Here is a 25551-nt window from a genome sequence, read left to right on the forward strand (position 1 = left end):
CGCCATGACTGCCCCCGCGCTCGCGCCACGTCTGCTGAGGGCCGCGGTGTTCACCGCGGTCTGCGTCGTGCTGTCCGGGCTCGGGCACGCGCTCGCCGCCTGCGCGGGCATCGCCCTGTGGTCCCTCGTCGCCGGGTTCCTCGGCATCTTCGGGGTCACCGTGCTGTTCGCCGACCGCCGCCGCTCGCTCTCCGCGATCGTCGGCGGGCTGGCCTTCGGACAGCTCGGCCTGCACGCCCTGTTCGGCCTCGGCCAGCGCCGGGTCGCCCTCGGACCGCAGGCCGACGACACCCTCGTACGGCTCGCCGCCAAGCTGGTCTGCGGGGGCGGAGCCGCCGCGATGAGCCCGGCCGACGCCGCCAGGATCGTCCGCGACGCCGGGCTCGCGCCCGCGCCCGGCGGGCCGATGGGCGGCGGCGCGCTGGGCGCCATGGGCGGGGCGCACCACCACATGGCGGGGGCGGCGGGCGCCGGTGCGGCCTCCGGCCTCGGCGAGCTCGTGCCGAGCCTGCCGATGCTGCTCGGCCATCTGCTGGCCGCGCTCGCGACCGGCTGGCTGCTGCGCCGGGGCGACCTCGCCCTCGGGCGGCTGACCACGCTGTCCGCGCAGGGCGCCGTCGAGCTCGCCGAGTGCGCGCTCGTCCGGTCGCTGCGGGCCGCGCTCTCCCTCGTACGGGCCCTGCTCGCCGGTCTTCCGGCGGCCCCGGCCACCGGTCCCGGCGATCCCGCCAGGCCCGCTCGCGACACCGTGCCGCCGCTGGTGGCGCGGGCACTTCAGCACACGGTGATCAGACGCGGCCCACCGGCCGCCGCCGACTGCGTCCTCGCAGCCTGACGCGGACCGCTCACCCGGACCTCCCGACCCCTCCGGTCGTACGCGCATGCGTCGTACGCGCATGTCGTGACCGGCGGCCAGGTCGCGGGTCCTCCGGGTCCCGAGCCGGGTCCGCGGCCGTCCGCGCCCGCACGCGGACCGTCAGCACCGTTCCCGTCAGTCCCGTTTCGAGCCCTTCCAGTGCTCGTCCCGAGCACTGCCCTTTCGAGCTGGAGTGTTTCTGCCATGAGCGTTTCCCGTACCTTCCTCTCCCGCGCCGCCGTCGCCGGCGGTGTCGCCGCCTCCTCCGTGCTGCTGCTCTCCGGCCCCGCGTTCGCGCACGTCAGCGTGCAGCCGCAGGGCCAGGCCGCCAAGGGCGGCTACGCCACCGTCAATGTGAAGGTGCCGAACGAGCGCGACAACGCCTCCACCGTCAAGGTCGAGGTCAACTTCCCGACCGACCACCCGCTGGCCTCCGTGATGCCGCAGCCGGTCCCCGGCTGGAAGGTCGAGGTCACCAAGGCGAAGCTGGCGAAGCCGCTGGAGCTGCACGGCAAGAAGATCAACGAGGCCGTCGCCAAGGTCACCTGGACCGCCGACGGATCGAAGATCGGCCCCGGCCAGTTCCAGCAGTTCCCGCTCTCCCTCGGCCAGCTGCCCGAGGACACCGACCAGCTGGTCCTCAAGGCGATCCAGACCTACGACAACAACGAGGTCGTCCGCTGGATCGAGGAGTCCAAGGAGGGTGCCGCCGAGCCCGAGAGCCCGGCGCCCGTCCTGAAGCTGTCCGCCGCGTCCGACGACCACCACGGCGGCGGCGCCACGCCCGCCGCGGACGACAAGGCCGACAAGGATGCCAAGGGCTCCGAGCACGGCAAGGACGACAAGGGCCACGCCGAGGCGGCCGGCTCGACCGACAACGCCGCCCGGGTGCTCGGCGTGATCGGCATCCTGGTCGGTGTCGCCGGAATCGCCTTCGGTGTCCTGGCCGGGCGCCGCCGCTCGGCCTGACGGCCGTCCCCCTCTCCACCGAAAGAAATCACCATGTCCGACAAGACATCCGACGCGACGCCCGACCCCAAGGCGTCCCCGTCCACGGCCTCGGGAGCGAAGACGTCCGCCGCCGGCGGCCCGAACCGTCCGGGCCGCCGCACCCCGCTGGTGATCGCCACCCTCGCGATCGTCGCGGCCATCGGCGTCACCGCCGCGGTCGGCCTCGGCGGCGACGACAAGAAGCCCGCGAACGGCACCGGCAGCGCGGTGGCCGAGGTCTCCGGCGGCAGCGACAACACCAAGGCCGCCACCGTCCTCGACCGGCCCTTCACCAAGCCCGACCTCGTCCTCACCGACGCGAAGGGCGAGGAGTACTCGCTGCGCGAGCGCACCAAGGGCAAGCCGACCCTGCTCTACTTCGGCTACACCCACTGCCCGGACGTCTGCCCGCTGACGATGAGCAACATCGCCATCGCCCGCAAGCAGCTCCCCAAGGCCGACCAGGACAAGCTCCAGGTCGTCTTCGTCACCACCGACCCGGAGCGGGACACCGCCGCCGAGCTCGGCAAGTGGCTGCCCGCCGCCGGTGACCCGTCCTTCACCGGTCTGACCGGCGACTTCAAGGCCATCCAGGCCGGTGCCCGCTCCATCGGCATCGGCATCGACCCGGCCACGAAGGACAAGGACGGCAACGTCGTCTCCATGCACGGCGCCCAGGTGATCGCGTTCTCGCCGACCACCGACCAGGGCTATGTGCTGTACGGCGAGGACACCACCGCCGACGACTACGCCAAGGACCTGCCGAAGCTCATCAAGGGGGAGAACCCGTGAACCGCCGCACCACCACCCTGTCCGCCGCCGTGGCGCTCGCCGCCGCGCTCGCGCTGACCGGGTGCTCCTCCGCCGACTCCGACGCCGCCGGGTCCGGCGCGGAGCAGGGACCGGCCCTGAAGGTGAGCGGCGCGTTCATGCCGCAGCCGGTGATGGACATGGCCGGCGGCTTCCTCACCATCACCAACAGCGGCAAGAGCGCCGACAAGCTCACCTCCGTCACCAGCGACATCTCGGACGACGTCACGATCCACGAGACGAAGAACCAGAAGATGCAGGAGGTGAAGTCCTTCGACATCCCGGCCAACGGTGAACTCAAGCTCGAACGCGGTGGCAACCACATCATGTTCATGGAGCTGAAGAAGAAGCCGAAGCAGGGCGAGAAGGTCGGCATCGAGCTCCACTTCGAGAAGTCCGGCCCCATCAAGGTCGAGGTTCCCGTCGAGGCGCCCAACCACAACCCCAAGCAGCACTGAAACCCCAAGCAGCACTGAGCTCTTTGAGGGACTGACACCCACATGATGACGACCACCGCCCCGCGCCTCGGACCGGCCCTCGCCCGGCTGCTGCTCGTCGCCGCCGCGCTCCTGGGCGCCCTGCTCGCCACCGCGAGCCCCGCGTCCGCGCACGCGGCCCTGACCGGCAGCGACCCGCAGGACGGGGCGGTGGTCGCCACCGCCCCCAAGGACGTCAACCTCACCTTCTCCGAGCAGGTCGCCATGAGCGGCGACTCCATCCGGGTCCTCGACCCGGCGGGGAAGCGGGTCGACACCGGGGAGATACGCGACCTGTGCAGCGGCTCGATCGTCCGCTACGGCGTCGAGCTGCTGCCCGGACTGCCCGACGGCACCTACACGGTGGCCTGGCAGACCGTCTCCGCCGACAGCCACCCGGTGGCCGGCGCGTTCACCTTCTCCATCGGCGCCCCCTCCAAGACCGCCGTCACGGCCGACGACACCGCCACCGCGGTGGGCGGCGGCCTGGTCGGCGCGCTCTACGGGATCGCCCGCTACCTCGCGTACGCCGGATTCGTCGTCCTCGTCGGCGGCGGCGCGTTCGTCCTGGTCTGCTGGCCGCGCGGGGCCGCCGTGCGTCCGGTGCAGCGGCTCGTCGTACGCGGCTGGCTCGCCCTGACCGGGGCCACCCTGGCGCTGCTGCTGCTGCGCCACCCGTACACCAGGACCGGGAAGCTGGCCGACGTCTTCGACCTCGACGGGCTGCGCGCCGTCCTGGAGACGAAGACCGGGGCCGCGCTCTCGTCCCGGCTGCTGCTGCTCGGCGCGGCGGCGCTCTTCGTGGCCGTCCTGTTCGGCGCCTACGCGCGGCGGACGGACGAGAAGGAGCACAAGGACCTCACCTTCGGCCTCGCCATCGGCGGCACCGTCGTCGCGGCCGGCATCGCCGGCACCTGGGCGCTGGCCGAGCACGCCTCGACCGGACTCCAGCCGGGCATCGCGATGCCGGTCGACATCCTGCACCTGCTGGCCGTGGCCGCCTGGCTGGGCGGGCTCACCGCGCTGCTCGTGGCGCTCCAGTGGGGTCCGCGGGTCGACCGGTCGGCGGTCGAGCGCTACTCGAAGGTGGCGTTCGGCTCGGTCGTGGTCCTGGCCGTCACCGGTGTCTACCAGTCCTGGCGGCAGGTCGGCAGCTGGTCGGCGCTGACGGACACGCGGTACGGACAGCTGCTCCTGGTGAAGATCGGCCTGGTGGCCGTGCTCGTCGGGATCGGCTGGGTGTCGCGGCGCTGGGTGCGGCGGATCGCCGAACCGGCGGGCACGGACACGGACGCTCGTACGGACACGGACACGGACGTCGACGCCGAGACCGACGTCGAGACCGACGTCGAGCTGGACCGTACGGCCGACGAGGCCGGGGGCGAGGGGGACGGTGAGCGCGCCGCGCAGCTCGCCCGCCAGCGGGCCGCCGTCGCCACCGCCCGCCGCAAGAAGGAGCGGGACGCCGACCCCGAGCGGGCCGGGCTGCGCCGCTCGGTGCTCACCGAGGCGGCGGTCGCCGTCGTGCTGCTCGCCGTCACCACCGTGCTCACCTCCACCGAGCCGGGCCGCACCGAGGAGGAGGCCGGCCAGGGCCGGACCACCGCGGGCGCCGGGGCGGTGCCGAACCGTCAGGTCGACGTCCGGCTGCCGTTCGACACCGGCGGCACCGACGGCAAGGGCACCGTGCAGCTCACCCTCGACCCCGGCCGTACGGGGGCGAACGCGCTGCACATCTATGTCACCCGGCCCAACGGCCGCGGCCTCGACGTGCCGGAGGTGAAGGTCGCGTTCACGCTCAAGGCGAAGGACATCGGCCCGCTGCCGGTGCTGCCCGACCGCATCCAGACCGGACACTGGAGCGCGAGCGGCGTGCAGCTGCCGATGCCCGGCGAATGGCTGATGCAGGTGACGATCCGTACCTCGGACATCGACCAGACCACCATCGAGAAGACCGTGAAGATCGGCTGAACGTGAGCGACACCAGCACCAGCGACAGCAACAGCGACAGCAACGGCGGCGGTTCCGAGGACGTCGTCGAGTTCTCGCGACGGCGGGTCCTCGGCACCGTCGGCGCGGCCGGGGCCGCCGGGCTGCTGATCGGCGGCGGCGCCGGGGCCGGGATCGCGGCGGCGGTGTCGGACAGCGGCGCCGACGGGGCCGGTGGGTCCACCGGCGGGGCCGCCGGGTCGCTGAGCTCGGTCGGCGCCACCCAGGTGATGTTTCACGGGAAACATCAAGCGGGGATCACCACTCCGCTTCAGTCCCGGGGGCACCTGGTCGCCTTCGACCTCGCCCCCGGCGCGGGCCGCAAGGAGGCCGCCGCGCTGCTGCGCCGCTGGTCGGCCATCGCGAAGGCGCTGATGGCGGGCCGCCCGGTGACGGCCGGTGCCGACACCGGGGTCGCGCTCGACGCCGGGCCCTCCTCGCTGACGGTGACGTTCGGCTTCGGCCGGAGCTTCTTCGACCGCACCGGGCTCGCCGCCCGCCGCCCGGAGCAGCTCGACCCGCTGCCCGCGTTCTCCTCCGACGCGCTCGACCCGAAGCGCTCCGAGGGCGATCTGTGGGTGCAGATCGGCTCCGACGACTCCCTGGTCGCCTTCCACGCGCTGCGCGCGCTGCAGAAGGACGCGGGGTCCGCGGCCCGGGTGCGCTGGCAGATGAACGGTTTCAACCGGTCGGCCGGTGCCACCGCCCGCCCGATGACGGCCCGCAATCTGATGGGACAGGTCGACGGCACCAACAACCCCAAGCCCGCGGACCCCGACTTCGACCGCCGGATCTTCGTGCCGCAGGGCGCGAGCGGCGCGCAGGACTGGATGGCGGGCGGCTCGTACGCGGTGGTGCGGCGGATCCGGATGCTGCTCGACGACTGGGAGCGGCTGGCGCAGGGCGCGCAGGAGAAGGTGATCGGGCGGCGGAAGTCGGACGGCGCCCCGCTGACCGGCGGCACCGAGACCACCCCGCTGGACCTGAACAAGCGGGGCCCGGACGGCCGGACCGTGATCCCGGACAACGCCCATGCCCGGATCTCCGCCCCCGAACAGAACGGCGGCGCGGCGATGCTGCGGCGGCCGTTCTCCTTCCACGACGGGATCGCGGCGGACGGCACCCCGGACGCCGGGCTGCTCTTCGTCTGCTGGCAGGCCGATCCGCTGCGCGGTTTCGTGCCGGTGCAGCGGAAGCTGGACCGCGGCGACGCGCTGTCCCCGTTCCTGCGGCACGAGGCCAGCGGCCTGTTCGCGGTGCCGGGCGGCCCCGCCGAGGGCGAGTACGTGGGCCAGCGGCTGCTTGAGTCCTGAGCCCCGGGTTCCGAGTCCTGAGACGGTTTCGAAGGCCGGGGCCCCGCCGGGGCGGCTGACGTTAGGGTGATCGCATGTCAGCCACCCGGTACACGTATCTCGGTCCTGAGGGCACCTTCACGGAGGCCGCGCTGCGTACGCTGCCCGAGGCCGCGACGCGGGAACTGGTGCCGATGGTCTCGGTCCCGGCCGCCCTGGACGCGGTGCGCAACGGCGAAGCGGCGGCCGCGCTGGTGCCGATCGAGAACTCGGTCGAGGGCGGGGTCACCGCGACCCTGGACGAGCTGGCCTCCGGCGAGCCGCTGATGATCTACCGCGAGGTGCTGCTGCCGATCACCTTCGCGCTGCTCGTGCGGCCCGGCACCCAGCTCTCGGAGATCAAGACGGTGACCGGCCACCCGGTCGCGCAGCCGCAGGTGCGGAACTGGCTGCGGTCGCATCTGCCCGAGGCGGTGTGGGAGTCGGCCGCCTCGAACGCGGACGGCGCCCGGCTGGTCCAGGAGGGCCGGTTCGACGCGGCCTTCGCGGGTGAGTTCGCGGCGGCGACGTACGGCCTGGAGCCGCTGGTCACGCAGATCCACGACGCCGAGAACGCGGAGACGCGTTTCGTGCTCGTGGGCCGGCCCGCCCGGCCCGCGGCGCCGACCGGCGCGGACAAGACCTCGGTGGTGCTGTGGCTGGGCGACGACCACCCCGGCGCGCTGCTCGAACTCCTCCAGGAATTCGCCGTCCGTGGCGTGAACCTGATGCTGATCCAGTCCCGGCCCACCGGAGCCGGAATCGGCAACTACTGTTTCGCGGTCGACGCCGAGGGCCATATCGCGGACCGGCGGGTCGGCGAGGCGCTGATGGGTCTGAAGCGGATCTGCCCGAATGTCCGTTTTCTCGGTTCCTATCCGCGGGCGGGCGCGTCCCGTGAGGACGTACGGCCGCTGCGCCGCGGCACGTCGGACCTGGAGTTCACCGAGGCGTCCGACTGGCTGACCCGCGCGCAGGACGGCCGGGCCTGAGCCCAGTTGGGCCCTGGACGTTGGGTCCTGGACGCTGTTCGTCCACAGGTACGAACAGCAAGTCCTACCTGCATATTTTTCGTTTTCCCACACGGTTATCCACAGGCTTGCCTCCCGCCCTGGGGACAAGTCGACAAGCTCACGCATTCACTCCACCGCAACGCTGGATCGAGTCGACAAATCGTCGTCACCCCTGCTCCAGGACCCCACTCTTCGGGGCGAGCTATTCCCACTCGAACGAGTGGGAACGGGTGCGAAAATGATCGCGAAGATCGTCGATCTTCCCCGATTCCCCCTCGTCCACAGATCTTTCGCACAGCCTGTGGATAACTCTGGGGCGGGGTACGACACCGGGGAGAACCCCAGAATACGGAAATCACCGAAAAATAAAGCAATTCGGGCAAAGCGACACGCAAAGCAATAACGGACTGGGGCCGCGGCTGTCGCACCGGTAGCCTGGTGGGGTGATTGACCTTCGCCTGCTCCGTGAGGACCCCGACCGTGTTCGCGCCTCCCAGCGCGCCCGTGGAGAGGACGTCGCCCTCGTCGACGCCCTGCTCTCCGCCGATGAGCGGCGCAGGTCGTCCGGCGTCCGCTTCGACGAACTCCGCTCCGAGCAGAAGTCGCTCGGCAAGCTGATCCCCAAGGCATCCCCCGAGGAGCGCGCCGCTCTGCTCCAGAAGGCGGAGCAGCTGAAGAGCGACGTCAAGGCCGCCGAGGCCGAGCAGAACGAGGCCGACGAGACGGCCAAGGCGCTGCTGCTCCAGCTCGGCAACATCGTCCACTCCGACGTGCCGGTCGGCGGCGAGGAGGACTTCGTCGTCCTCGAGACGCACGGCACCATCCGCGACTTCGCCGCCGAGGGCTTCGAGCCCAAGGACCACCTGGAGCTCGGCGAGCTGCTGGGCGCCATCGACGTCGAGCGCGGCGCGAAGGTCTCCGGCTCCCGCTTCTACTACCTGACCGGCGTCGGCGCGCTCCTGGAGCTCGCCCTGGTCAACGCGGCGATCGCGCAGGCCACCGAGGCCGGCTTCATCCCGATGCTCACCCCCGCGCTGGTCCGCCCGCGCGCCATGGAGGGCACCGGCTTCCTCGGCCAGGCCGCGGAGAACGTGTACCACCTGGAGAAGGACGACTACTACCTGGTCGGCACCTCCGAGGTACCGCTCGCCGCGTACCACATGGACGAGATCATCGACGCCGACAAGCTGCCGCTGCGCTACGCGGGCTTCTCCCCGTGCTTCCGCCGCGAGGCCGGCACGTACGGCAAGGACACCCGCGGCATCTTCCGCGTCCACCAGTTCGACAAGGTCGAGATGTTCTCGTACGTCGCTCCGGAGGACGCCGAGGCCGAGCACCAGCGCCTCCTGGACTGGGAGAAGCAGTGGCTCACCGCTCTTGAGCTGCCCTTCCAGGTGATCGACGTGGCCACCGGCGACCTCGGCTCCTCCGCCTCCCGCAAGTTCGACTGCGAGGCGTGGATCCCGACCCAGGGCAAGTACCGCGAGCTGACCTCCGCCTCCAACTGCGACGGCTTCCAGGCCCGCCGGCTCTCCGTGCGCATGCGCGAGGAGAAGGACGGCAAGAAGACCGTGCAGCCGCTCGCCACCCTGAACGGCACGCTGTGCGCCGTCCCGCGCACCATCGTGGCGATCCTGGAGAACCACCAGCTGCCCGACGGCTCGGTACGGGTGCCCGAGGTGCTCCGCCCGTACCTCGGCGGCCGCGAGGTCCTGGAGCCGATCGCCAAGTGAGCACCGGCACCACCCCTGCACCGACCCCGGCGGGATCCTTCCCGTACCGGCTCGTCGCCACGGACCTCGACGGCACGCTGCTGCGCGCCGACGAGTCCGTGTCGCCGCGGACGCGTGACGCCCTCGCCGCCGCCACGGCGGCCGGGGCCGCGCACATCGTGGTGACCGGCCGCTCGGTCGCGTGGACCACGCACATCCTGGACGACCTCGGCTATCAGGGCCTGGCGGTCTGCGGCCAGGGCGCGCAGGTCTACCACGCGGGCGAGCACCGGCTGCTCACCTCGGTGACCCTGGACCGGCAGCTCGCCGGGCTCGCGCTGTCCAAGATCGAGGCCGAGGTCGGCCCGCTCGCCGTGGCCGCGAGCCGCGACGGCCTGGACGGCGCGGTCCTGATCGGCCCCGGCTACCAGGTGCAGGGCGGCCCGCTGCCGTACGTGCCGTACGAGGACCCGGCGGAGCTGTGGGCGGCGCCGCTCACCAAGCTCTACATCCAGCACCCCGGGCTGAGCGACGACGCGCTGGTCGCCGCGGCCCGGGCCACCGTCGGCAGCCTGGTCGACATCGTGATGGCGGGCGCGGGCATCGTGGAGATCCTGCCGCTCGGCCTGAGCAAGGCGACCGGGCTCTCGCTCGCCGCGCGCCGGCTCGGGGTCAAGGCCGCCGACACCATCGCCTTCGGCGACATGCCCAACGACATCCCGATGTTCGGCTGGGCGGCGCACGGCGTGGCCATGGCCAACGCGCACGCGGAGCTGAAGGCGGTCGCCGACGAGGTGACCGGGTCGAACGAGGAGGACGGCATCGCCGTCGTCCTGGAGCGCCTGCTGCAGGGCTGACCCGACTGGACCGCCCGGCCCGACTGGACCGACTGGACCGACTGGACCGACTGGACCGCCCGTCCGGCGGTCCGGTCGGCAGGTCGCGGTGGCGGTCGCATCGCGGTTCGGTGGGAGCGGGGCGGCCCGCGCGGTTCGCCACCGCGCGCTCGAAGCGGCCACCCCGTCCCGTACCCCCTCGTCGTGCTGAGGCGTCTCTAGTCTGCGCCGGGGTGTCCCGGTCCCACCAACGGTTTTCCCCACGGTCCCGACCGGGTCAGCGGCCAGAACGCGAGCCCGATGACCAGCGAGATCGCGTGCCCGAGATCCGTGTACGTGTGATTGCTGACCATCGGTACGGCGAAGAAGGTCACCACGCCCACCAGGTAGCACCAGCGCCAGGGCCGGGGGATCCGGTAGGTGAGGATGCCGACCGAGGCGGCGAGCCCGTAACTCACCCCGATGTCCACGACGTGCGCCATGCTGCGCGGCACGTCATGGTCCTGGATCGCCTCCAGGACCACCTTCTGGCTGATCAGGGTGGCGGCGACGTGCGCGGTGGCGACCACCACCAGCCACTTCAGAGTGCCGAGCCAGCGCTCCACCGGCGCGTGGAACACCTCGAAGAGCACCGCGTAGAGGACCAGGCTCTCCGGGTTCTCGATCCAGAAGGCGCTGCCGAGCAGGGCCCGCATCGGATGCCGGGAGAGCTCGAAGAGATTGCTGCTGTTGCGGTGCAGCAGATAGTGCTCGAGGCCGTCGGGGGAGAGCGCGATCACCAGGCTGGTGATCGCGATGACCGCGAGCCAGACGTGCGTGCCGGGCGACGAGGCCACCCACGACCTGATCGGTCGGGACGGCTCGCCGCCCGGCTGGCGCGCGGGCGCCGGGGACGGGGTGTCGCGGGGCATTCCACGGGGCGTTTCACGAGGCACATATCCGTGCCTATCACCCCGAGCTGGGTGATTTATGAGAAAACCCGACCCCGACCCGGTGATTCGCCGCTGAGCGGCGGAGCGACTGAGCGACTGAGCGACTGAGCGACTGAGCGAGGGATCAGCCGGTCAGAAGTTGATCATGTGGCCCGCGATGCCGTGGATCGCTTCCTTGACGGCCTCGCCCAGGGTCGGGTGGGCGTGGACGTTGCGGGCGACCTCGTGCACCGTGAGGTCCCACTGCTGGGCCAGGGTCAGCTCGGGCAGCAGCTCGGTGACGTCCGGGCCGATCAGGTGGGCGCCGACGATCTCGCCGTACTTCGCGTCGGCGACGATCTTCACGAAACCGGTGGTGTCGCCGAGGCCGTGGGCCTTGCCGTTCGCCATGAACGGGAACTTGGCGACCTTGACGTCGTAGCCCTTCTCACGGGCCTGCGCCTCGGTGTAGCCGAAGCTCGCGATCTGCGGCTGGCAGTAGGTCGCGCGCGGGATCATCGCGTAGTCGAGCTCCATCGTCTCGGCGCCCGCGAGGGTCTCGGCGGCGATCACGCCCATCGCCTCGGCGGTGTGCGCGAGCATCAGCTTCGCGGTGACGTCGCCGATGGCGTAGATGTTCGGCACCGAGGTGCGGCAGCGGCCGTCGACGTCGATGGCGCCGCGCTCGGTGAGGGCGACCCCGGTGTTCTCCAGGCCGTAGCCGGTGACGTTCGGGGCGAAGCCGATGGCCTGCAGGACCTTGTCGGCCTCCAGGACCTTCTGGGCGCCGTCCTTGCCGGTGACCGTGACGCGGACCTGCGGGCCCGACTCGTCGATGGCCTCGACGCGGGTGGAGGTGAGGACGTCGATGCCGAGCTTGCGGTACTGCTTGGCCAGCTCCTTCGACACCTCCTCGTCCTCCAGCGGGGCCATCCGGTCGAGGAACTCGACGATGGTGACCTTGGTGCCGTAGTTGCTCAGGACGTAGGCGAACTCGATGCCGATCGCGCCGGCGCCCGCGATGACGATCGACTTCGGGGCGTCCTCGGCGAGGATCTGCTGCTCGTACGAGACCACGCGGTCGCTCAGCGCGGTGCCGGGCAGCAGGCGCGGGGTGGCGCCGGTGGCGATGATGCAGTCGTCGAAGGTGATCGTCTGCGTGGTGCCGTCCGACTTCGCGACCTGGAGGGTGTGCGCGTCGACGAAGGTGCCGCGGCCGTCGAACTCCGTGATGCCGTTCTTCTTCATCAGGAAGTGGACGCCCTTGACCCGGCCGTCCGCGACCGTGCGGCTGCGGCTGAACGCCTCGTTGTAGTCGAAGCTGACCGTGCCGTCGACCTTGATGCCGAAGGTCTTGGCCTCGTGGGTGAAGATGTGCGCGAGCTCGGCGTTGCGCAGCAGCGCCTTGGTGGGGATGCAGCCGACGTTCAGGCAGACACCGCCCCAGTACTTCTCTTCGACGACCGCGACCCGCTTGCCCAGCTGGGCGGCGCGGATGGCGGCGACGTAGCCGCCGGGGCCAGCTCCGAGTACGACGACGTCGAAGCGGTCTGACATGACTGACTCCCGAGAGGGTGAGGGTGTGCGGTCCGCGCGTACAGGCCGGACGCGGACCGCGTGCGGGCCACGTACGAGCCCACAGTAGTCCGGTCGTCGCGGCCGGGCCGGGGGACCGGGGGATCACCGGCGGACACCAGGGGGCAGTTGTAGGATGACTGGGCAACCGGATGATCGATCGGATGGATGAGGGCGCATGACACTGAGGGCGGCGGGCCGGACCTCGCTGGTGGACTCCGTGGTCGAGCAGCTGCGGGCCCAGCTGGCGGACGGCGAGTGGGCGGTCGGCGACCGCATCCCCACCGAGCACGAACTCGCGCAGCAGCTCGGCGTCGGCCGCAACACCGTCCGCGAGGCGGTCCGGGTGCTCGTGCACTCCGGGCTCCTGGAGTCCCGGCAGGGCAACGGCACCTTCGTCCGCTCCACCGCCGACCCGGCCGCCGTGCTCCAGGGCGTGCGGCACGCGGGCGCCCGGGACGTCCTGGAGCTGCGCGCCGCCCTGGAGGCGGAGGCCGCGCGGCTCGCTGCGGTCCGCCGGGACACCCACGACCTGCTGCGGCTGCGGGCCGCGCTCGCCACCCTGCGCGAGGAGGGCGACCGGGCGGCCGACGCCGACCTCGCCTTCCACTTCGCGGTCGTCGAGGCCGCCCACAACACCGCCTTCCGCGAGGTCTACCGCTTCTTCTCGGCCCAGGTGCACGAGGTCCTGGTGACGGCGCTCGGCGACCGGAGCATGCCGCCGGTCGACATCGACGCCCATGAGGCGCTGGTCGCGGCGATCGAGGCGGCGGACGCGGAGGCCGCCGAGGCGGCGGCGCGGGAGCTGCTGCGGGTGCCCCTTGAGGTGGTGTCGGCGCTCGCGGCGGGCGGGTCCTCCGGTGCGGACGATTCCTCCGGTACGGGCGCGGGCGCGGGGGCCGGGCGATGAGCGGCTCCGACACGAGGACCACCCCCGCCGAGGCCGAGGCGCGGCTGCTCGTCGACGCCGAGGCGGGCGTACGGCCGTCGGCGGCCGGGGCGGCGGCCCGGCGGGCGCTGCTCGCGCATCCGGCGCTGCTGCTCGTCGGCATCGTGCTGGCCTCGCTGAACATGCGGGCCGCGCTGGCGAGCGTGTCGCCGCTGGTGGGGGAGCTGGCGGAGACGTACGGGCTGTCGTCGGCGGCGAGTTCGCTGGTGACCTCGGTGCCGGTGCTGTTCCTCGGGGTCGGCGCGCTGGTGGCCCCGTGGCTGGGGCGGCGGTTCGGGGCGGAGCGGGTGCTGTTCGCGGCGCTGCTGCTGCTCGCCGCCGGGATCGTGGTGCGGGTGCTGCCGTCGGCGGCGGCGCTGTACGCGGGCGGGGTGCTGGTGGGCACCGCGATCGCGCTGCTCAACGTGCTGATGCCGGGGCTCATCAAGCGGGACTTCCCGGACCGGGCCGCGTCGATGACCTCGGTCTACACCGGGGCGATGATCGCCGGTGCCACGGTCGTCGCGGCCTCCTCGGTGCCGCTGGAGCGGACGCTCGGCGGCTGGCAGGGCTCGCTCGCCGTGTGGTCGCTGCTCGCGGTGGTGGCCGCCGTGGCCTGGCTGCCGCAGGTGCTGATCGCCCGCGGCCGGACGGGGCACGGGCTGGCGACCGGCCGGGGCGGGCCGGTCGCCGGTCCGGCGGGGCCCGGCCGCTCGGTGTGGCGGTCGGCGCTCGCCTGGCAGGTGACCCTGTTCATGGGGCTGCAGTCGCTGTGGTCGTACGTGCTGATCGCCTGGATGCCGACGATCTTCACCGACCACGGGATGAGCCGCTCCACCGCCGGTGTGGTCTTCGCCTTCAACAACCTGATCCAGGTCGCGGGCGCCTTCGCGGTGCCGCTGCTCGCGGGCCGGATGCGCGGTCAGCGGCCGCTGATCGTGCTGGTCACGACGATGGTCGCGGCCGGGTACACGGGTCTGATGGTGGCCCCGGTGCAGGGCGCCTGGCTGTGGTCCGCGGTGCTCGGGGTGGGCCAGGGCGGGGCGGTGGGCCTCGCGCTCACCCTGATCGTGCTGCGCGCGGGCGACGCGCCGACCGCCGCCCGGCTGTCCGGGATGGCGCAGACCATCGGCTATCTGCTCGCCGCGGTGGGCCCGTTGGCGGCCGGCGCCCTGCACCAGTCGACCGGTTCCTGGACGCCGCCGATCGTGGCCGTGCTCGGCGTCTGCGCGGCGGCCCTGGGCGTGGGACTGCTCGCGGCCCGGAACCGTACGGTCTGAGCCACTCGGGAAGCTCCCGTGCTCCGGGCCGTACGGCTCCGGGCCGCGTGGCCCCGCGAGGGGGCCGGGCACCGGGGGCCGGGGGCTACTCCTCGCCCGCCAGGGTCAGCGTGCGCAGCTTGCGGCCCGCGAACCAGGTGGCGGCGACCGTCACCACGGTGAGCAGCACGACCGCGGTCGGCAGCGCCACGTCGGAGCTGATCAGGCTGTCGCCGGTGACCTTCTCCGCCAGAGCCAGCGCCCACTGCTGGACGCTGAGGGTCTTGGCGCCGGAGATCAGGGAGCCGAACAGGGCCTCCCAGACCAGCGCGTAGACCAGGCCGATGACGACGGCGTGCCGGCTGACCGTGCCGAGCAGCAGGAACAGCGCGCTGTAGGCGATGGAGGCCACCAGGGCGGCCACCGTGTAGGCGACGGCGATCTGCTGGCCGTTGCCGTTGAGGATGTAGCCGGAGATCAGGGTGGGCACGGCGGAGAAGACCATCGTGACCGCGACGGCGACGATCAGCTTGGTGAAGATGATCGTGGACCGCTTCACCGGCTTGGAGAGCAGATAGACGATCGAGCCGTCGTCGATCTCCGGGCCGATCGCGCCGGTACCGGCGATGACGCCGATCAGCGGGACCATGGTGGCGAGGGCGAAGCCGCCCAGGAAGTCGGCGGCGACCTGGTCGTCGGCGCCGTTGAGCAGCCGGACCGCGCAGGCGATCACGATCAGCAGCGCGGGCAGCGCGAACAGGATCAGGGCCCGGCGACGGCCGAGGAGGGCCCGGTAGGTGAGCCGGGCGACGGTGGGGTTGTACATCGGTCGGGCTCCTTTCAGGCCGTGACGAGATACGAGAAGACGGATTCGAGGGACTCGTCCGAGGGCGAGACCGTGAGCAGCCGGATGCCCTGGCTCCGGGCGACCTTCGGCAGCAGCTCGGTGAAGCGGCCGAAGTCGACGGCCTGGATGCGCAGTCCGCCCTCGGCGCTGTGGTCGACCTCGATGCCGGCCGTCGACGGGTCGGCGATCAGCGCCGCCGCGAGGGCCCGGTCGTCGCTGGAGCGCACCAGGTAGCGGTGCGGCCGGTCGGTCATCAGGCGGCGGATGCGGCGGAAGTCGCCGGAGGCGGCGTGCCGTCCGGCCACGATCACCTCGATGTGCGAGGCGAGCTGCTCGACCTCCTCCAGGATGTGCGAGGAGAACAGCACCGTGCGGCCGTCGGCGCCCATCCGGCGCAGCAGGTCCATGAGTTGCATGCGCTGGCGCGGGTCCATGCCGTTGAACGGCTCGTCGAGCAGCAGCACGGACGGCTCGTGGACGAGGGCCGAGGCCATCTTCACGCGCTGCCGCATGCCCTTGCTGTACGTGGAGATCTTGCGGTCCTGCGCGTACTCCATCTCGACGGTGGCGAGGGCCCGCCGGGCCTCCTCGTCGCCGAGGCCGTGGAGCTCGGCGTTGGCGACGACGAACTCGCGGCCGGTGAGGAAGTCGTACATCGCCTCCCGCTCGGGGACGACGCCGATCTCCTTGTAGACCGACTCGTTGCGCCAGATCGTCGCCCCGTCGAGGGTGACGGTGCCGGTGGAGGGCGGGAGGAAGCCGCCCATCATGTTGATGAGGGTGGACTTCCCGGCGCCGTTGGGGCCGAGCAGTCCGGTGACGCCCGGGCCGATCGTCATCGTGATGTCGTTGACGGCCACGACGTTGCCGAACCAGCGCGAGACGTGGTCGATGTTCAGGGTGGTCACAGCCCGACCTTTCGGTAGCGGCGCATCAGCACGCCGTACGAACCGGCGATCAGCGCGAGGACGACCAGCACGTAGACCACGCCGACGCCCATGCCGGGTGCGGCGGCCTCGCCGCCGGGGGCGGCGGTGGGCGCGCCGAGGAAGGCGTCCTGCACTCCTCCGATGAGGGTGATCGGCGAGAACAGGCCGATCCACTTCACGGCGCCGATGTTGTCCGTGCCGTAGGAGATGCCCTGGAGGGTGGAGACCGCTCCGTAGGAGATGACCAGGACGGCGATCACGGCGGCGACGCCGAAGCCGCGCCGCGGGGTGAGGGCCGCCATGACCAGGCCGAGGCCGCCGAAGAGCAGCGAGAGCAGCGCGACGGAGACGAGCCCCTGGCCGAACATCTTGGTCTGCTCGGCGAAGTCCATCTTGGCGAGCAGCGCGCCGATCCACATGATCAGCAGCGGGGCGGCGGTCAGCACGAAGAGCGCCGAGGCCATCGCGCCGAACTTGGCGACGACGTAGTCGAAGCGCTCGATCGGGCGGGCGAAGTAGAGCGGCACGGTGCGGAACCTGAGGTCGCGGGAGACCGACTGGGGGGCCTGGGAGGCCACGAAGATGGCGATGACCATCTGGAGGAAGATCGCGTACTGGGTGTACTCGATCGACAGCTTGGACTGCTTGGTGACCACGGCGACCGCCACGATGATCAGCGCGGGGGCGCACATCACGGCGAACAGCAGCATCGGCAGCACCTTGGACTTGGCGCTGCGGCCGAGTCCGTACGCACCGCGCAGGGACTGCGAGAACAGTGCCTGGCGCGCGGAGGCGCGGCCGAGCCGCGGTCCGTCGTAGTTGCGGTAGCCGATGTTGTGGATCTGGCTGGTGTCACGGGCCTGGGCGGGCCCGGGGGCCTGGGCGCTCATCGCGTGGGCACCTCCTCCTGCTGCTGCGGCGACTTGAAGACCTCGGCGATGTGGTGGCGGCGCTGCTCCATGCGCACCAGGCCGAGGCCGAGACCGGCGACGGTGTCCCGGACGAGGTCGTAGGTGTCCTCGCCCGCCGCCTCCAGGAGCAGGATGTGTCCGGCGCCCGGCAGACCGTCCTCCACGCCCGCGTGGAGGGTGACTCCGGCCGCGGTGAGGGCGGCGCGCAGCGCCTCGGTGCCGTCGGGGTGCCGGTCGGTGTCGGTGACCTCGACCGCGAGGGTCGTGGTGGTCCGGGTGAAGTCGCTGGTGGAGCTGGACCGCAGCAGCTGCCCGCCGTCGATGACGACGACGTGGTCGCAGGTGCGCTCCAGCTCGCCGAGCAGGTGCGAGGTGACCAGGACCGAGATGCCGAAGTCCGTCCACACCCGGCGGATCAGGCCGAGCATGTCGTCGCGGCCGACCGGGTCGAGCCCGTTGGTCGGCTCGTCGAGCAGCACCAGCTGCGGGTCGTGGACCAGCGCCTGGGCCAGCTTCACGCGCTGCTTCATGCCGGTCGAGTAGCCGCCCATCGGGCGGTAGCGCTCCTCGTAGAGCCCGACGTGGCGCAGGGTGTCGGCGGTCCGCTCGCGGGCGGCGGTGGCCGGGAGGCCCGACATGCGCGCCATGTGCACGACGAACTCGGTGGCCGAGACGTCGGGCGGCAGGCAGTCGTGCTCCGGCATGTAGCCGACGCGCTCGCGGATCTGGGCGCCTTGGGTCGCCACGTCGAGGCCGAGCACATGGGCGCGGCCCTCCGTGGCGGGGGCCAGACCAAGAAGAATCTTGATCATGGTCGACTTGCCGGCTCCGTTGGCACCCACAAGTCCGGTCACACCGGGCCCGATGTCCAGGGAGAGCCGGTCGAGAGCGGTCACCCGGGGGAACCGCTTGCTGAGGCTTTCGGTCGCGATCACAGTCACGTCATCGACGGTAGTGGTGTGCGCCACAGCCGTCGTCAGCCCTGGGGATACTTCGCTGTCCGACTGCAGGTGTACGGGCCCGTAGGGGAATCGAGACCAAAGTCGCTCGGGCGGCGCGATTCGCGGGTTTTCCACAGCCTTGCGTCGCACCCCTTGACGCAGCCGCCGGGCATTGTCACATTCATCGATGTCAAGTTACGGACGCGTAGCGCGACGGTCCGGGATCTCCGGCCGGTCCGCGCTCGCACGGGACGGGCGGGGTGACCATGGCGGCGGCAGGCACGGCGGTGACGCGCGAACTCACGGCGGAGCTGCGCGGGTTCCAGGAGGTGCAGCGGCTTTCCTACGCGTGCGCGGAGGCCGTCGCGGCCCAGCTGCGGCCCGGGGTGACCGAGCGGGACGCGGCCCGGATGCAGCGCGAGTGGCTGTACGAGCGGGGGGTGCGCGACTGGTTCCACCGGCCGTTCGCCTGGTTCGGCGACCGGACCGCCTTCGTCGACTTCAAGATCCCGCTCCAGTTCTTCCCGACCGGCCGCCGGCTCGAACCCGGGATGCCGTTCGTCCTCGACATGGCCCCGGTGTACAAGGGCTACACGGCGGACATCGGCTACTCGGGCTGCCTCGGCCTGAATCCGCTGCACGACAAGCTGCTCGCCGACCTGAAGGACCACCGGGAGCTGATCCTGCGCGAGGTCCGCGAGCGCCGCACGCTGCGCGAGATCTACCAGGACGTGGACGCCCTCATGGTCCGCCAGGGGTACGCGAACCGGCACCGGGCCTACCCCTTCGGGGTGATCGCCCACAAGATCGACCGGGTGAAGGAGCGCCGCTGGTCGCCGACCCTGTTCGGGTTCGGCACCCAGTCCCTGAAGGGCCTGGCGAGCGACGCCCTGCACGGCCACCGGGACGGCTGGTCGCCGCTCTGGTCGCCGTACCGGTTCTCCGACCATCCGCCAAGGCCGGGCCTGTGGGCGGTCGAGCCGCACCTCGGGTTCCGGGGCACGGGCGCGAAGTTCGAGGAGATCCTGGTCGTCACCGACTCCGCGGACCCCGAGGAGAGCGCCTTCTGGCTGGACGACGACCTGCCGCACGTACGGCGCTGGGGCGGGGCGTCATGACGGGCCGCGGACCGGGCACAAGGACCGGCGGGGGACGAGCAGCCGACCAGGGTCGGGCGACGGACGAAGGAGCAGGGCTGATGGCGGGAACCACCGGTCTCGACGGGGCGCGGGAGCGCCGGGTCCGCACGGGCGGGATCGAGCTGTGCGTGGCCGAGCTGGGCGACCCGGGCCGCCCCACGGTCCTCCTGGTGCACGGGTATCCGGACTCCAAGGAGGTCTGGTCCGAGGTCGCGCCCCGGCTCGCCGAGCGCTTCCACGTCGTCCTGTACGACGTCCGGGGCCACGGCCGGTCCACCGCACCGGCCCCGCTGCGCGGCGGCTTCACCCTGGAGAAGCTGACCGACGACTTCCTGGCGGTCGCGGACGCGGTCAGCCCGGACCGCCCGGTGCACCTGGTCGGCCACGACTGGGGCTCGGTGCAGTCCTGGGAGTTCGTGACGGTCGCCCGCACCGAGGGCCGGATCGCCACCTTCACCTCGATGTCCGGGCCCTCGCTCGACCACTTCGGGCACTGGATCAAGAAGCGGATGACCCGGCCCACCCCGCGCCGGGTCGGCCAGCTCCTCGGCCAGGGCGCCAAGTCCTGGTACGTGTACATGCTGCACACCCCCGTGCTGCCCGAGCTCGCCTGGCGCGGCCCGCTCGCCAAGCGCTGGCCGAAGATCCTGGAGCGGCTCGAAGGGCTCCCGGCCGGCGACTACCCGACCGCCTCGCTGCCGAACGACGCGGCGCACGGCGCCTGGCTCTACCGGGACAACGTGCGCGCCCGGTTCGCCCGCCCCCGCGCGGACGCCTTCGCGCACGCGCCCGTGCAGCTGATCACGCCGACCGGGGACGCCTATCTGTCCCAGCGGCTCTACGACGACCTGGGCGACTGGGTGCCGGACCTGACCCGGCGCACCCTGCCGACCAAGCACTGGGCGCCGCGCACCCGCCCGGACCAACTGGCCGCCTGGATCACCTCGTTCGTCGAGGCGCACGAGGACCCGGCCGCCAAGGCGCACCGCCCGGTGGCCCGCAAGGACACCAGGCCCGCGTACGCGGAGCGGTTCGGCGGCCAGCTGGTCCTGGTCACCGGCGCCGCCAGCGGCATCGGCCGGGCCACCTCGTTCGCGTTCGCGGAGGCCGGGGCCCGGGTGGTCGCCGTCGACCGGGACGCCGAAGGAGCCGTCCGCACGGCCGAGATGTGCCGGCTCATCGGCGCGCCAGGGGCCTGGGGCGAGGCCGTCGACGTCACCGACGAGCAGGCGATGGAGAAGCTGGCCGCGAAGGTCGCCGCCGAGCACGGCGTGGTGGACGTCCTGGTCAACAACGCGGGCATCGGGCTGACCGGTTCGTTCTTCGAGACCACCAGCGAGGAGTGGAAGCGGGTCCTCGACGTCAATCTGTGGGGCGTGATCCACGGCTGCCGGATCTTCGGCGGTCAGATGGCCGAGCGCGGCCAGGGCGGTCACATCGTCAACACGGCCTCGGCGGCGGCGTTCCAGCCGTCCCGCGCGCTGCCCGCCTACAGCACCTCGAAGGCGGCGGTGCTGATGCTGAGCGAGTGCCTGCGGGCCGAGCTCGCGGAGCGCGGCATCGGGGTCTCGGCGATCTGCCCGGGCATCGTGAACACCAACATCACGGCGACCACCCGGTTCGCCGGGGTGACCGACGAGGCCGAGGAGCGGCGCCGCCAGCGGAAGGTGTCGCGGCTGTACGGGCTGCGCAACTACCCGCCGGAGAAGGTCGCGGACGCGATCCTGCGTGCGGTGCTCGACGACCGCGCGGTGGTCCCGGTGACCCCGGAGGCGCGGGGCGCGCACGCCCTGTCCCGGTTCGCGCCGGGCGTGCTGCGCAGGCTCGCGCGGGTGCGGCCCCCGGCGTAGCCGAGCGGCGGTCCGGCCGTCGCCGAGGGGTGGTCCGGCCGTCGCCGAGGGGTGGTCCGGCGCGGGTCGGCCGTACCATCCCGTGGCAGGAGGGACCCCGCCGGTGGCGGGGTGGGAGGGAGCGGTCGGTGGGAGCGGTCTTGTCCGAGCAGTCAGCGCAGCCGGCCCAGCCGGAGTACCGGATCGAGGACCTCGCGCATCACAGCGGGGCCACGGTCCGCACCATCCGCGCCTACCAGGACCGCGGTCTGCTGCCCCGCCCCGAGCGGCGCGGCCGGTCGAACGTGTACGGGGACACCCATCTGGCCCGGCTGCGGCAGATCGCCGATCTGCTCGACCGGGGCTACACCCTGGCCTCCATCAAGGAGCTCCTGGAGGCGTGGGACGCCGGGCGCGGGCTGGGCGGTGTGCTCGGTCTGGTCGCCGAGGTCGACGGCCCGTGGACGGACGAGGAGGCGGACCGGATATCCCGCGCCGAGCTGGACGCCCGCTTCGGCGGCACCCCCGACGAGGCGGCGGTCCGCGAGGCGATCGCGCTCGGGGTGCTCGAACGGATCCCGGACCGCGCGGACGAGGAATACCTCGTGCCGAGCCCCCAGGAGCTGGCGGTGGCCGCCGAGTTGTACGCGGCGGGCGTGCCGCTCGCCGCGATCACCGGTCATCTGCGGGAACTTCGCGGCCAGGTCGAGCACATCGCCGCCCGTTTCCTGGAGTTCACCAGCGAGCACGTCTTCGCCCGCTATCTGGAGCACCGGCCGCCGACCGACGCCGACGCGGTCGAGGCGACGGCCCTGGTGCGGCGGCTCCGCCCGCTCGCCCAGCAGACGGTCGACGCCGAACTGGCCCGGGCCATGCGGATCTTCGCCAACCGGCACCTTCAGCACCATCTCTCCCCGGACACCCCGGCGCCGACCGGTGGCGAGCCCCGTTCGGTGGCGCTTCCGCCGGACACGATCCGGGCCGTGCAGCGGCTCGTTGGCGAGGAGAACGCGGCGGCGTTCATCGCCGCGGCGGCCGAACGAGAGGTACAGAAGCGCACATTGGACGCGCTCACCTCAAATGCCGCACATGACAGTCAAATTGATTAAGTGAGTTGAATTCGGGCAGCCGTTGTCCACAGAATCGCCAACGAGCCTGTGGATAAATGCACTTGGCTGTGGAACAAACCTGCGGCTTCAATAGATTTCATGAATGACGAGAAACGCACCGTGAAGGTGTCGAAGTACCTCTCGAAGCATCTGCGTCATCAGCCCGAGCGCATCGGACTCACCCTCGACCCGCACGGCTGGACCGAGATCGACGCCCTCCTGGACGCCGCCGCCGCGCACGGCTTCCCGATCACCCGCGCCGAACTCGACCACGTCGTCGCCGTCAACGACAAGAAGCGCTTCGCGATCGACGGCACCCGGATCCGCGCCAGCCAGGGCCACACCGTGCCGGTCGACCTCGGCCTGCCGCCCGCCGAGCCGCCCGCGTACCTCTACCACGGTACGGTCGCCGACCGGCTCCCCGCCATCCGGGCCGAGGGCCTGCGCCCCATGGCCCGCCACCATGTGCACCTCTCGCCCGACCGCGAGACCGCCACCCGGGTCGGCGCCCGCCGCGGCCGCCCGATCGTCCTGAGCGTCGACTCCGGCGCGATGCACCACGCCGGGCACGTCTTCCACGTCAGCGCCAACGGCGTCTGGCTCACCGCCGCCGTCCCGCCGCGCTTCCTCCGCCTCCCCGGCTGAGCAGCACCACCGTTTGCTACGGCAGAACCACACGTCCCCCTGGCATCATCGATCACATGGGACGACACCTCCATCCGCACCTGCCCACCACCGAATCGGCCGTCAGGGCGCTCCGTGACGTCGCCAGGGAATTCAACGTGGAGATGGTGGTCACCGACGACATCGGCGCCGACCAGACCTCCCGCCGCACCTCCGCGGGCGCCTTCACCGTCCTCGACCCGGACGGCTCGCTCCCCCACGAGGCATACGTCGAGCTCGGCGGCTCCCCCGTCGTCAGCGTGCAGCTCTACCCCGACGACGACGCCCGCATCACCGTCGAGGGCGTGGTCTTCGACGACGTCCCGCGTGACGCCGTCCCGCCCTTCGTCCGCGCCGTGCACGGCGGCCTCGCCCATGTGAAGGGCCGGTTCTTCCCGCCCGGCTGGTGGCTGATCGTGTCGCTCCCCGGCGACGAGACGTACAAGGAACTGATCCTCCACAACACCCTGACCCCCTGGCTCTCCGGCAAGGTCCGCTGACCCGACGGCTGACGCGACGAGGGACGGCCGGCGGACGCCGCCGCCCGGGACACGGACGTAGGCTCGGCGGCATGACCTTGCGCCTGAGCACCGTGATCCTTCCCGTCGACCGCTGGCACGAGGGCGGGCGAGCCGCCTGGCAGCGGGCCGAGCAGCTGGGCTTCCACACCGGCTACACCTATGACCACCTGACCTGGCGCGCGTTCCGCGACCGCACCTGGTTCGGCGCGCTGCCGACCCTCACCGCCGCCGCGACCGCCACCGAGCGGCTGCGCCTGGGCACCCTGGTGACCTCGCCGAACTTCCGCCAGCCGGTCACCCTCGCCAAGGAACTGATGTCGCTCGACGACATCTCCGGCGGCCGGGTCACCCTCGGCATCGGCGCGGGCGGCAACGGCTTCGACGCCACCGCGCTCGGCCAGGACGCCTGGACGCCGAAGGAGCGGGCCGACCGCTTCGCCGAGTTCGTGCCGCTGCTCGACCGGCTGCTCACCGAGGAGTCGGTGAACCACCAGGGCACCTTCTACTCGGCCGTCGAGTCCCGCAACATCCCCGGCTGCCTCCAGCGCCCCCGGCTGCCCTTCGCCGTCGCCGCCACCGGCCCGCGCGGCCTGCGGCTCGCCGCCCGCCACGGGCAGGCGTGGGTGACCACCGGCGACCCGAAGCTGTTCGAGAACGGCACCCCCGAGGAGTCCCGCCAGGCCCTCGCCGGCCAGCTCGACAAGCTCGGCAAGGCATGCGCGGAGATCGGCCGGGACATCGCCGAGCTCGACAAGGTGCTGCTCACCGGCTTCACCCCGGAGGCCAACGGCGTCCTCGACTCCTTCGACGCCTTCGTCGACTTCGCCGGCCACCACAAGGAGCTCGGCTTCACCGAGATCGTGATCCACTCCCCGATCCCGGACTCCGAGTTCGCCGCCGACCAGGCCGTCTTCGAGCGCATCGCCACCGAGGCCCTGGCCCAGCTCTGACCGGGCCCGCCGGTACGGGTCCTGGCACCCCGCCCCGTACCGGCGGAGCACCGCCGCACCGCCGCACCGCCGGGCCGTGCGGCCACTCACATGTGCGCCCCCTCGCACGACCGTGCAGATCGTGCGGAAGAATGAGGTGGTGACCTCATCCCACTCCGCGCGCCCCGAAGCCCCGGCCATCCGGCTGATCGCCACCGACCTCGACGGCACCCTGCTGCGGGACGACAAGTCGCTCTCCGAGCGCACCGTCGCCGCGCTCGCCGCCGCCGAGCGGGCCGGGATCGAGGTCTTCTTCGTCACCGGGCGCCCGGCCCGCTGGATGGACGTCGTCAGCGACCACGTCCACGGCCACGGCATGGCCATCTGCGCCAACGGCGCCGCCGTCGTCGACCTGCACGCGGACGGCGAGTTCCTGATGGTCCGCCCGCTGGAGCGGCCCGCCGCGCTGGCCGTCGTCGAGGCGCTGCGCGCCGCCGCCCCCGGCACCAGCTTCGCCGTCGAGCTCACCACCGGCATCCACTACGAGCCGCATTACCCGCCGTTCTTCCTGGACCCGGGCGCCAGCATCGCCACCGCCGAGAAGCTGCTCTTCGAGGAGGCCCCGGGCGCCGCCGCGCCGGTCATCAAGCTGCTCGCCCAGCACCCCGAGCTCGACCCGGACGCCTTCCTCGCCACCGCCCGCGAGGCCGCCGGACACCTCGCCTCCTTCACCCGCTCCAGCCCCACCGCGCTCCTGGAGATCAGCGGCCTCGGCGTCTCCAAGGCGTCCACCCTGGAACTGTGCTGCGCCGAGCGCGGCATCACGGCCGCCGAGGTCGCCGCCTTCGGCGACATGCCCAACGACATCGAGATGCTCAGCTGGGCGGGCCGCTCCTACGCGATGGGCAACGCCCACCCGGACGTGATCGCCGCCGCCACCGGCCGCACCACCGAGAACAACGAGGACGGCGTGGCCGTGGTCGTGGAGCAGCTGATCGCCGAGGCCCAGGCCGTACGCAACGCCTGACCGCCCGGCCCGCGCCGCAG

The 25551-nt window shown here is 72.1% G+C and carries 24 protein-coding genes; 18 read left to right on the forward strand and 6 right to left on the reverse strand.

What is annotated here, in order from left to right:
* Nucleotides 1–4: 4 nt before the first annotated feature.
* The 9 genes from ACIPXM_RS26380 to ACIPXM_RS26420 all read left to right on the forward strand — a co-directional run bounded on the left by ACIPXM_RS26380 (nt 5) and on the right by ACIPXM_RS26420 (nt 10034).
* The gene (locus ACIPXM_RS26380) at nt 5–835 is read left to right on the forward strand and encodes a hypothetical protein (RefSeq protein ID WP_401660003.1); all 831 of its coding nucleotides are present in this window, start codon (nt 5–7) and stop codon (nt 833–835) included.
* A gap of 225 nt (nt 836–1060) precedes the next feature.
* Nucleotides 1061–1825 carry a YcnI family protein gene (locus ACIPXM_RS26385; protein WP_401660005.1) on the forward strand — a complete coding sequence of 255 codons (765 nt, stop codon included), beginning with the start codon at nt 1061–1063 and terminating at the stop codon, nt 1823–1825.
* Between the two features lie 33 nt (nt 1826–1858).
* On the forward strand, nt 1859–2638 hold the full coding sequence (locus tag ACIPXM_RS26390) for an SCO family protein (RefSeq protein WP_401660008.1): 780 nt from the start codon (nt 1859–1861) through the stop codon (nt 2636–2638).
* The gene (locus tag ACIPXM_RS26395) at nt 2635–3114 is read left to right on the forward strand and encodes a copper chaperone PCu(A)C (RefSeq protein WP_401660010.1); all 480 of its coding nucleotides are present in this window, start codon (nt 2635–2637) and stop codon (nt 3112–3114) included. The genes ACIPXM_RS26390 and ACIPXM_RS26395 overlap by 4 nt, the downstream gene beginning before the upstream one ends.
* Before the next feature lie 45 nt (nt 3115–3159).
* On the forward strand, nt 3160–5103 hold the full coding sequence (locus ACIPXM_RS26400; protein ID WP_401660376.1) for a copper resistance CopC/CopD family protein: 1944 nt from the start codon (nt 3160–3162) through the stop codon (nt 5101–5103).
* Between the two features lie 2 nt (nt 5104–5105).
* On the forward strand, nt 5106–6434 hold the full coding sequence (gene efeB / locus ACIPXM_RS26405) for an iron uptake transporter deferrochelatase/peroxidase subunit (RefSeq protein WP_401660013.1): 1329 nt from the start codon (nt 5106–5108) through the stop codon (nt 6432–6434).
* Between the two features lie 74 nt (nt 6435–6508).
* Nucleotides 6509–7444 carry a prephenate dehydratase gene (gene pheA / locus ACIPXM_RS26410; RefSeq protein WP_401660015.1) on the forward strand — a complete coding sequence of 312 codons (936 nt, stop codon included), beginning with the start codon at nt 6509–6511 and terminating at the stop codon, nt 7442–7444.
* Between the two features lie 464 nt (nt 7445–7908).
* Complete coding sequence (gene serS / locus ACIPXM_RS26415) at nt 7909–9198, forward strand: serine--tRNA ligase (protein WP_401660018.1); 1290 nt, start codon at nt 7909–7911, stop codon at nt 9196–9198.
* Nucleotides 9195–10034, forward strand: coding sequence for an HAD family hydrolase (locus ACIPXM_RS26420; RefSeq protein ID WP_401660021.1), 840 nt, complete (start codon nt 9195–9197; stop codon nt 10032–10034). Before serS ends, ACIPXM_RS26420 begins: the two co-directional genes overlap by 4 nt.
* 197 nt (nt 10035–10231) lie before the next feature.
* Here ACIPXM_RS26420 and ACIPXM_RS26425 read toward each other — a convergent pair whose 3' ends face one another.
* Both ACIPXM_RS26425 and lpdA read right to left on the reverse strand, forming a co-directional pair.
* The gene (locus ACIPXM_RS26425; protein WP_401660023.1) at nt 10232–10849 is read right to left on the reverse strand and encodes a rhomboid-like protein; all 618 of its coding nucleotides are present in this window, start codon (nt 10847–10849) and stop codon (nt 10232–10234) included.
* Between the two features lie 228 nt (nt 10850–11077).
* Nucleotides 11078–12481: a dihydrolipoyl dehydrogenase gene (gene lpdA, locus ACIPXM_RS26430; protein ID WP_401660026.1), complete on the reverse strand. Its 1404-nt coding sequence runs from the start codon at nt 12479–12481 to the stop codon at nt 11078–11080.
* 196 nt (nt 12482–12677) lie between these two features.
* Between lpdA and ACIPXM_RS26435 the strand changes: the two genes are divergently transcribed.
* Together ACIPXM_RS26435 and ACIPXM_RS26440 are read left to right on the forward strand one after the other, a co-directional pair.
* Complete coding sequence (locus ACIPXM_RS26435) at nt 12678–13409, forward strand: FadR/GntR family transcriptional regulator (protein ID WP_401660029.1); 732 nt, start codon at nt 12678–12680, stop codon at nt 13407–13409.
* Nucleotides 13406–14707: a CynX/NimT family MFS transporter gene (locus tag ACIPXM_RS26440; RefSeq protein WP_401660032.1), complete on the forward strand. Its 1302-nt coding sequence runs from the start codon at nt 13406–13408 to the stop codon at nt 14705–14707. Before ACIPXM_RS26435 ends, ACIPXM_RS26440 begins: the two co-directional genes overlap by 4 nt.
* An 85-nt stretch (nt 14708–14792) precedes the next feature.
* On the opposite strand, the gene ACIPXM_RS26445 is transcribed toward ACIPXM_RS26440, so the two are convergent.
* The 4 genes from ACIPXM_RS26445 to ACIPXM_RS26460 are packed head-to-tail and all read right to left on the reverse strand — an operon-like array spanning nt 14793 to nt 18308.
* The gene (locus tag ACIPXM_RS26445) at nt 14793–15512 is read right to left on the reverse strand and encodes an ABC transporter permease (RefSeq protein WP_401660035.1); all 720 of its coding nucleotides are present in this window, start codon (nt 15510–15512) and stop codon (nt 14793–14795) included.
* Nucleotides 15513–15526: 14 nt separating this feature from the next.
* On the reverse strand, nt 15527–16441 hold the full coding sequence (locus tag ACIPXM_RS26450; RefSeq protein ID WP_401660038.1) for an ABC transporter ATP-binding protein: 915 nt from the start codon (nt 16439–16441) through the stop codon (nt 15527–15529).
* Entirely contained in the window at nt 16438–17352 is a 915-nt protein-coding gene (locus ACIPXM_RS26455) for an ABC transporter permease (RefSeq protein WP_401660040.1), read from the reverse strand. The genes ACIPXM_RS26450 and ACIPXM_RS26455 overlap by 4 nt, the downstream gene beginning before the upstream one ends.
* Nucleotides 17349–18308, reverse strand: coding sequence for an ABC transporter ATP-binding protein (locus ACIPXM_RS26460; protein ID WP_401660379.1), 960 nt, complete (start codon nt 18306–18308; stop codon nt 17349–17351). The genes ACIPXM_RS26455 and ACIPXM_RS26460 overlap by 4 nt, the downstream gene beginning before the upstream one ends.
* A 272-nt stretch (nt 18309–18580) precedes the next feature.
* Here ACIPXM_RS26460 and ACIPXM_RS26465 point away from each other — a divergent pair, with 272 nt between their 5' ends.
* The 7 genes from ACIPXM_RS26465 (at nt 18581) to ACIPXM_RS26495 (ending at nt 25531) form a co-directional block, all read left to right on the forward strand.
* On the forward strand, nt 18581–19432 hold the full coding sequence (locus ACIPXM_RS26465; RefSeq protein WP_401660043.1) for a M24 family metallopeptidase: 852 nt from the start codon (nt 18581–18583) through the stop codon (nt 19430–19432).
* 80 nt (nt 19433–19512) lie between these two features.
* Nucleotides 19513–21303: an SDR family oxidoreductase gene (locus ACIPXM_RS26470; RefSeq protein ID WP_401660045.1), complete on the forward strand. Its 1791-nt coding sequence runs from the start codon at nt 19513–19515 to the stop codon at nt 21301–21303.
* Between the two features lie 140 nt (nt 21304–21443).
* Nucleotides 21444–22391 carry a MerR family transcriptional regulator gene (locus ACIPXM_RS26475; protein WP_401660047.1) on the forward strand — a complete coding sequence of 316 codons (948 nt, stop codon included), beginning with the start codon at nt 21444–21446 and terminating at the stop codon, nt 22389–22391.
* 99 nt (nt 22392–22490) lie between these two features.
* Complete coding sequence (locus tag ACIPXM_RS26480) at nt 22491–23036, forward strand: RNA 2'-phosphotransferase (RefSeq protein WP_401660050.1); 546 nt, start codon at nt 22491–22493, stop codon at nt 23034–23036.
* 56 nt (nt 23037–23092) lie between these two features.
* Nucleotides 23093–23554: a hypothetical protein gene (locus ACIPXM_RS26485; protein WP_401660053.1), complete on the forward strand. Its 462-nt coding sequence runs from the start codon at nt 23093–23095 to the stop codon at nt 23552–23554.
* Nucleotides 23555–23625: 71 nt separating this feature from the next.
* Complete coding sequence (locus ACIPXM_RS26490) at nt 23626–24525, forward strand: LLM class flavin-dependent oxidoreductase (protein ID WP_401660055.1); 900 nt, start codon at nt 23626–23628, stop codon at nt 24523–24525.
* 121 nt (nt 24526–24646) lie between these two features.
* Nucleotides 24647–25531 (forward strand): HAD family hydrolase, encoded by an 885-nt coding sequence (locus ACIPXM_RS26495; protein WP_401660057.1) that lies wholly within the window; start codon nt 24647–24649, stop codon nt 25529–25531.
* Nucleotides 25532–25551 lie beyond the last annotated feature (20 nt).

It is taken from the genome of Streptomyces sp. NPDC090025, from assembly GCF_044748125.1.
GTDB lineage: Bacteria > Actinomycetota > Actinomycetes > Streptomycetales > Streptomycetaceae > Streptomyces.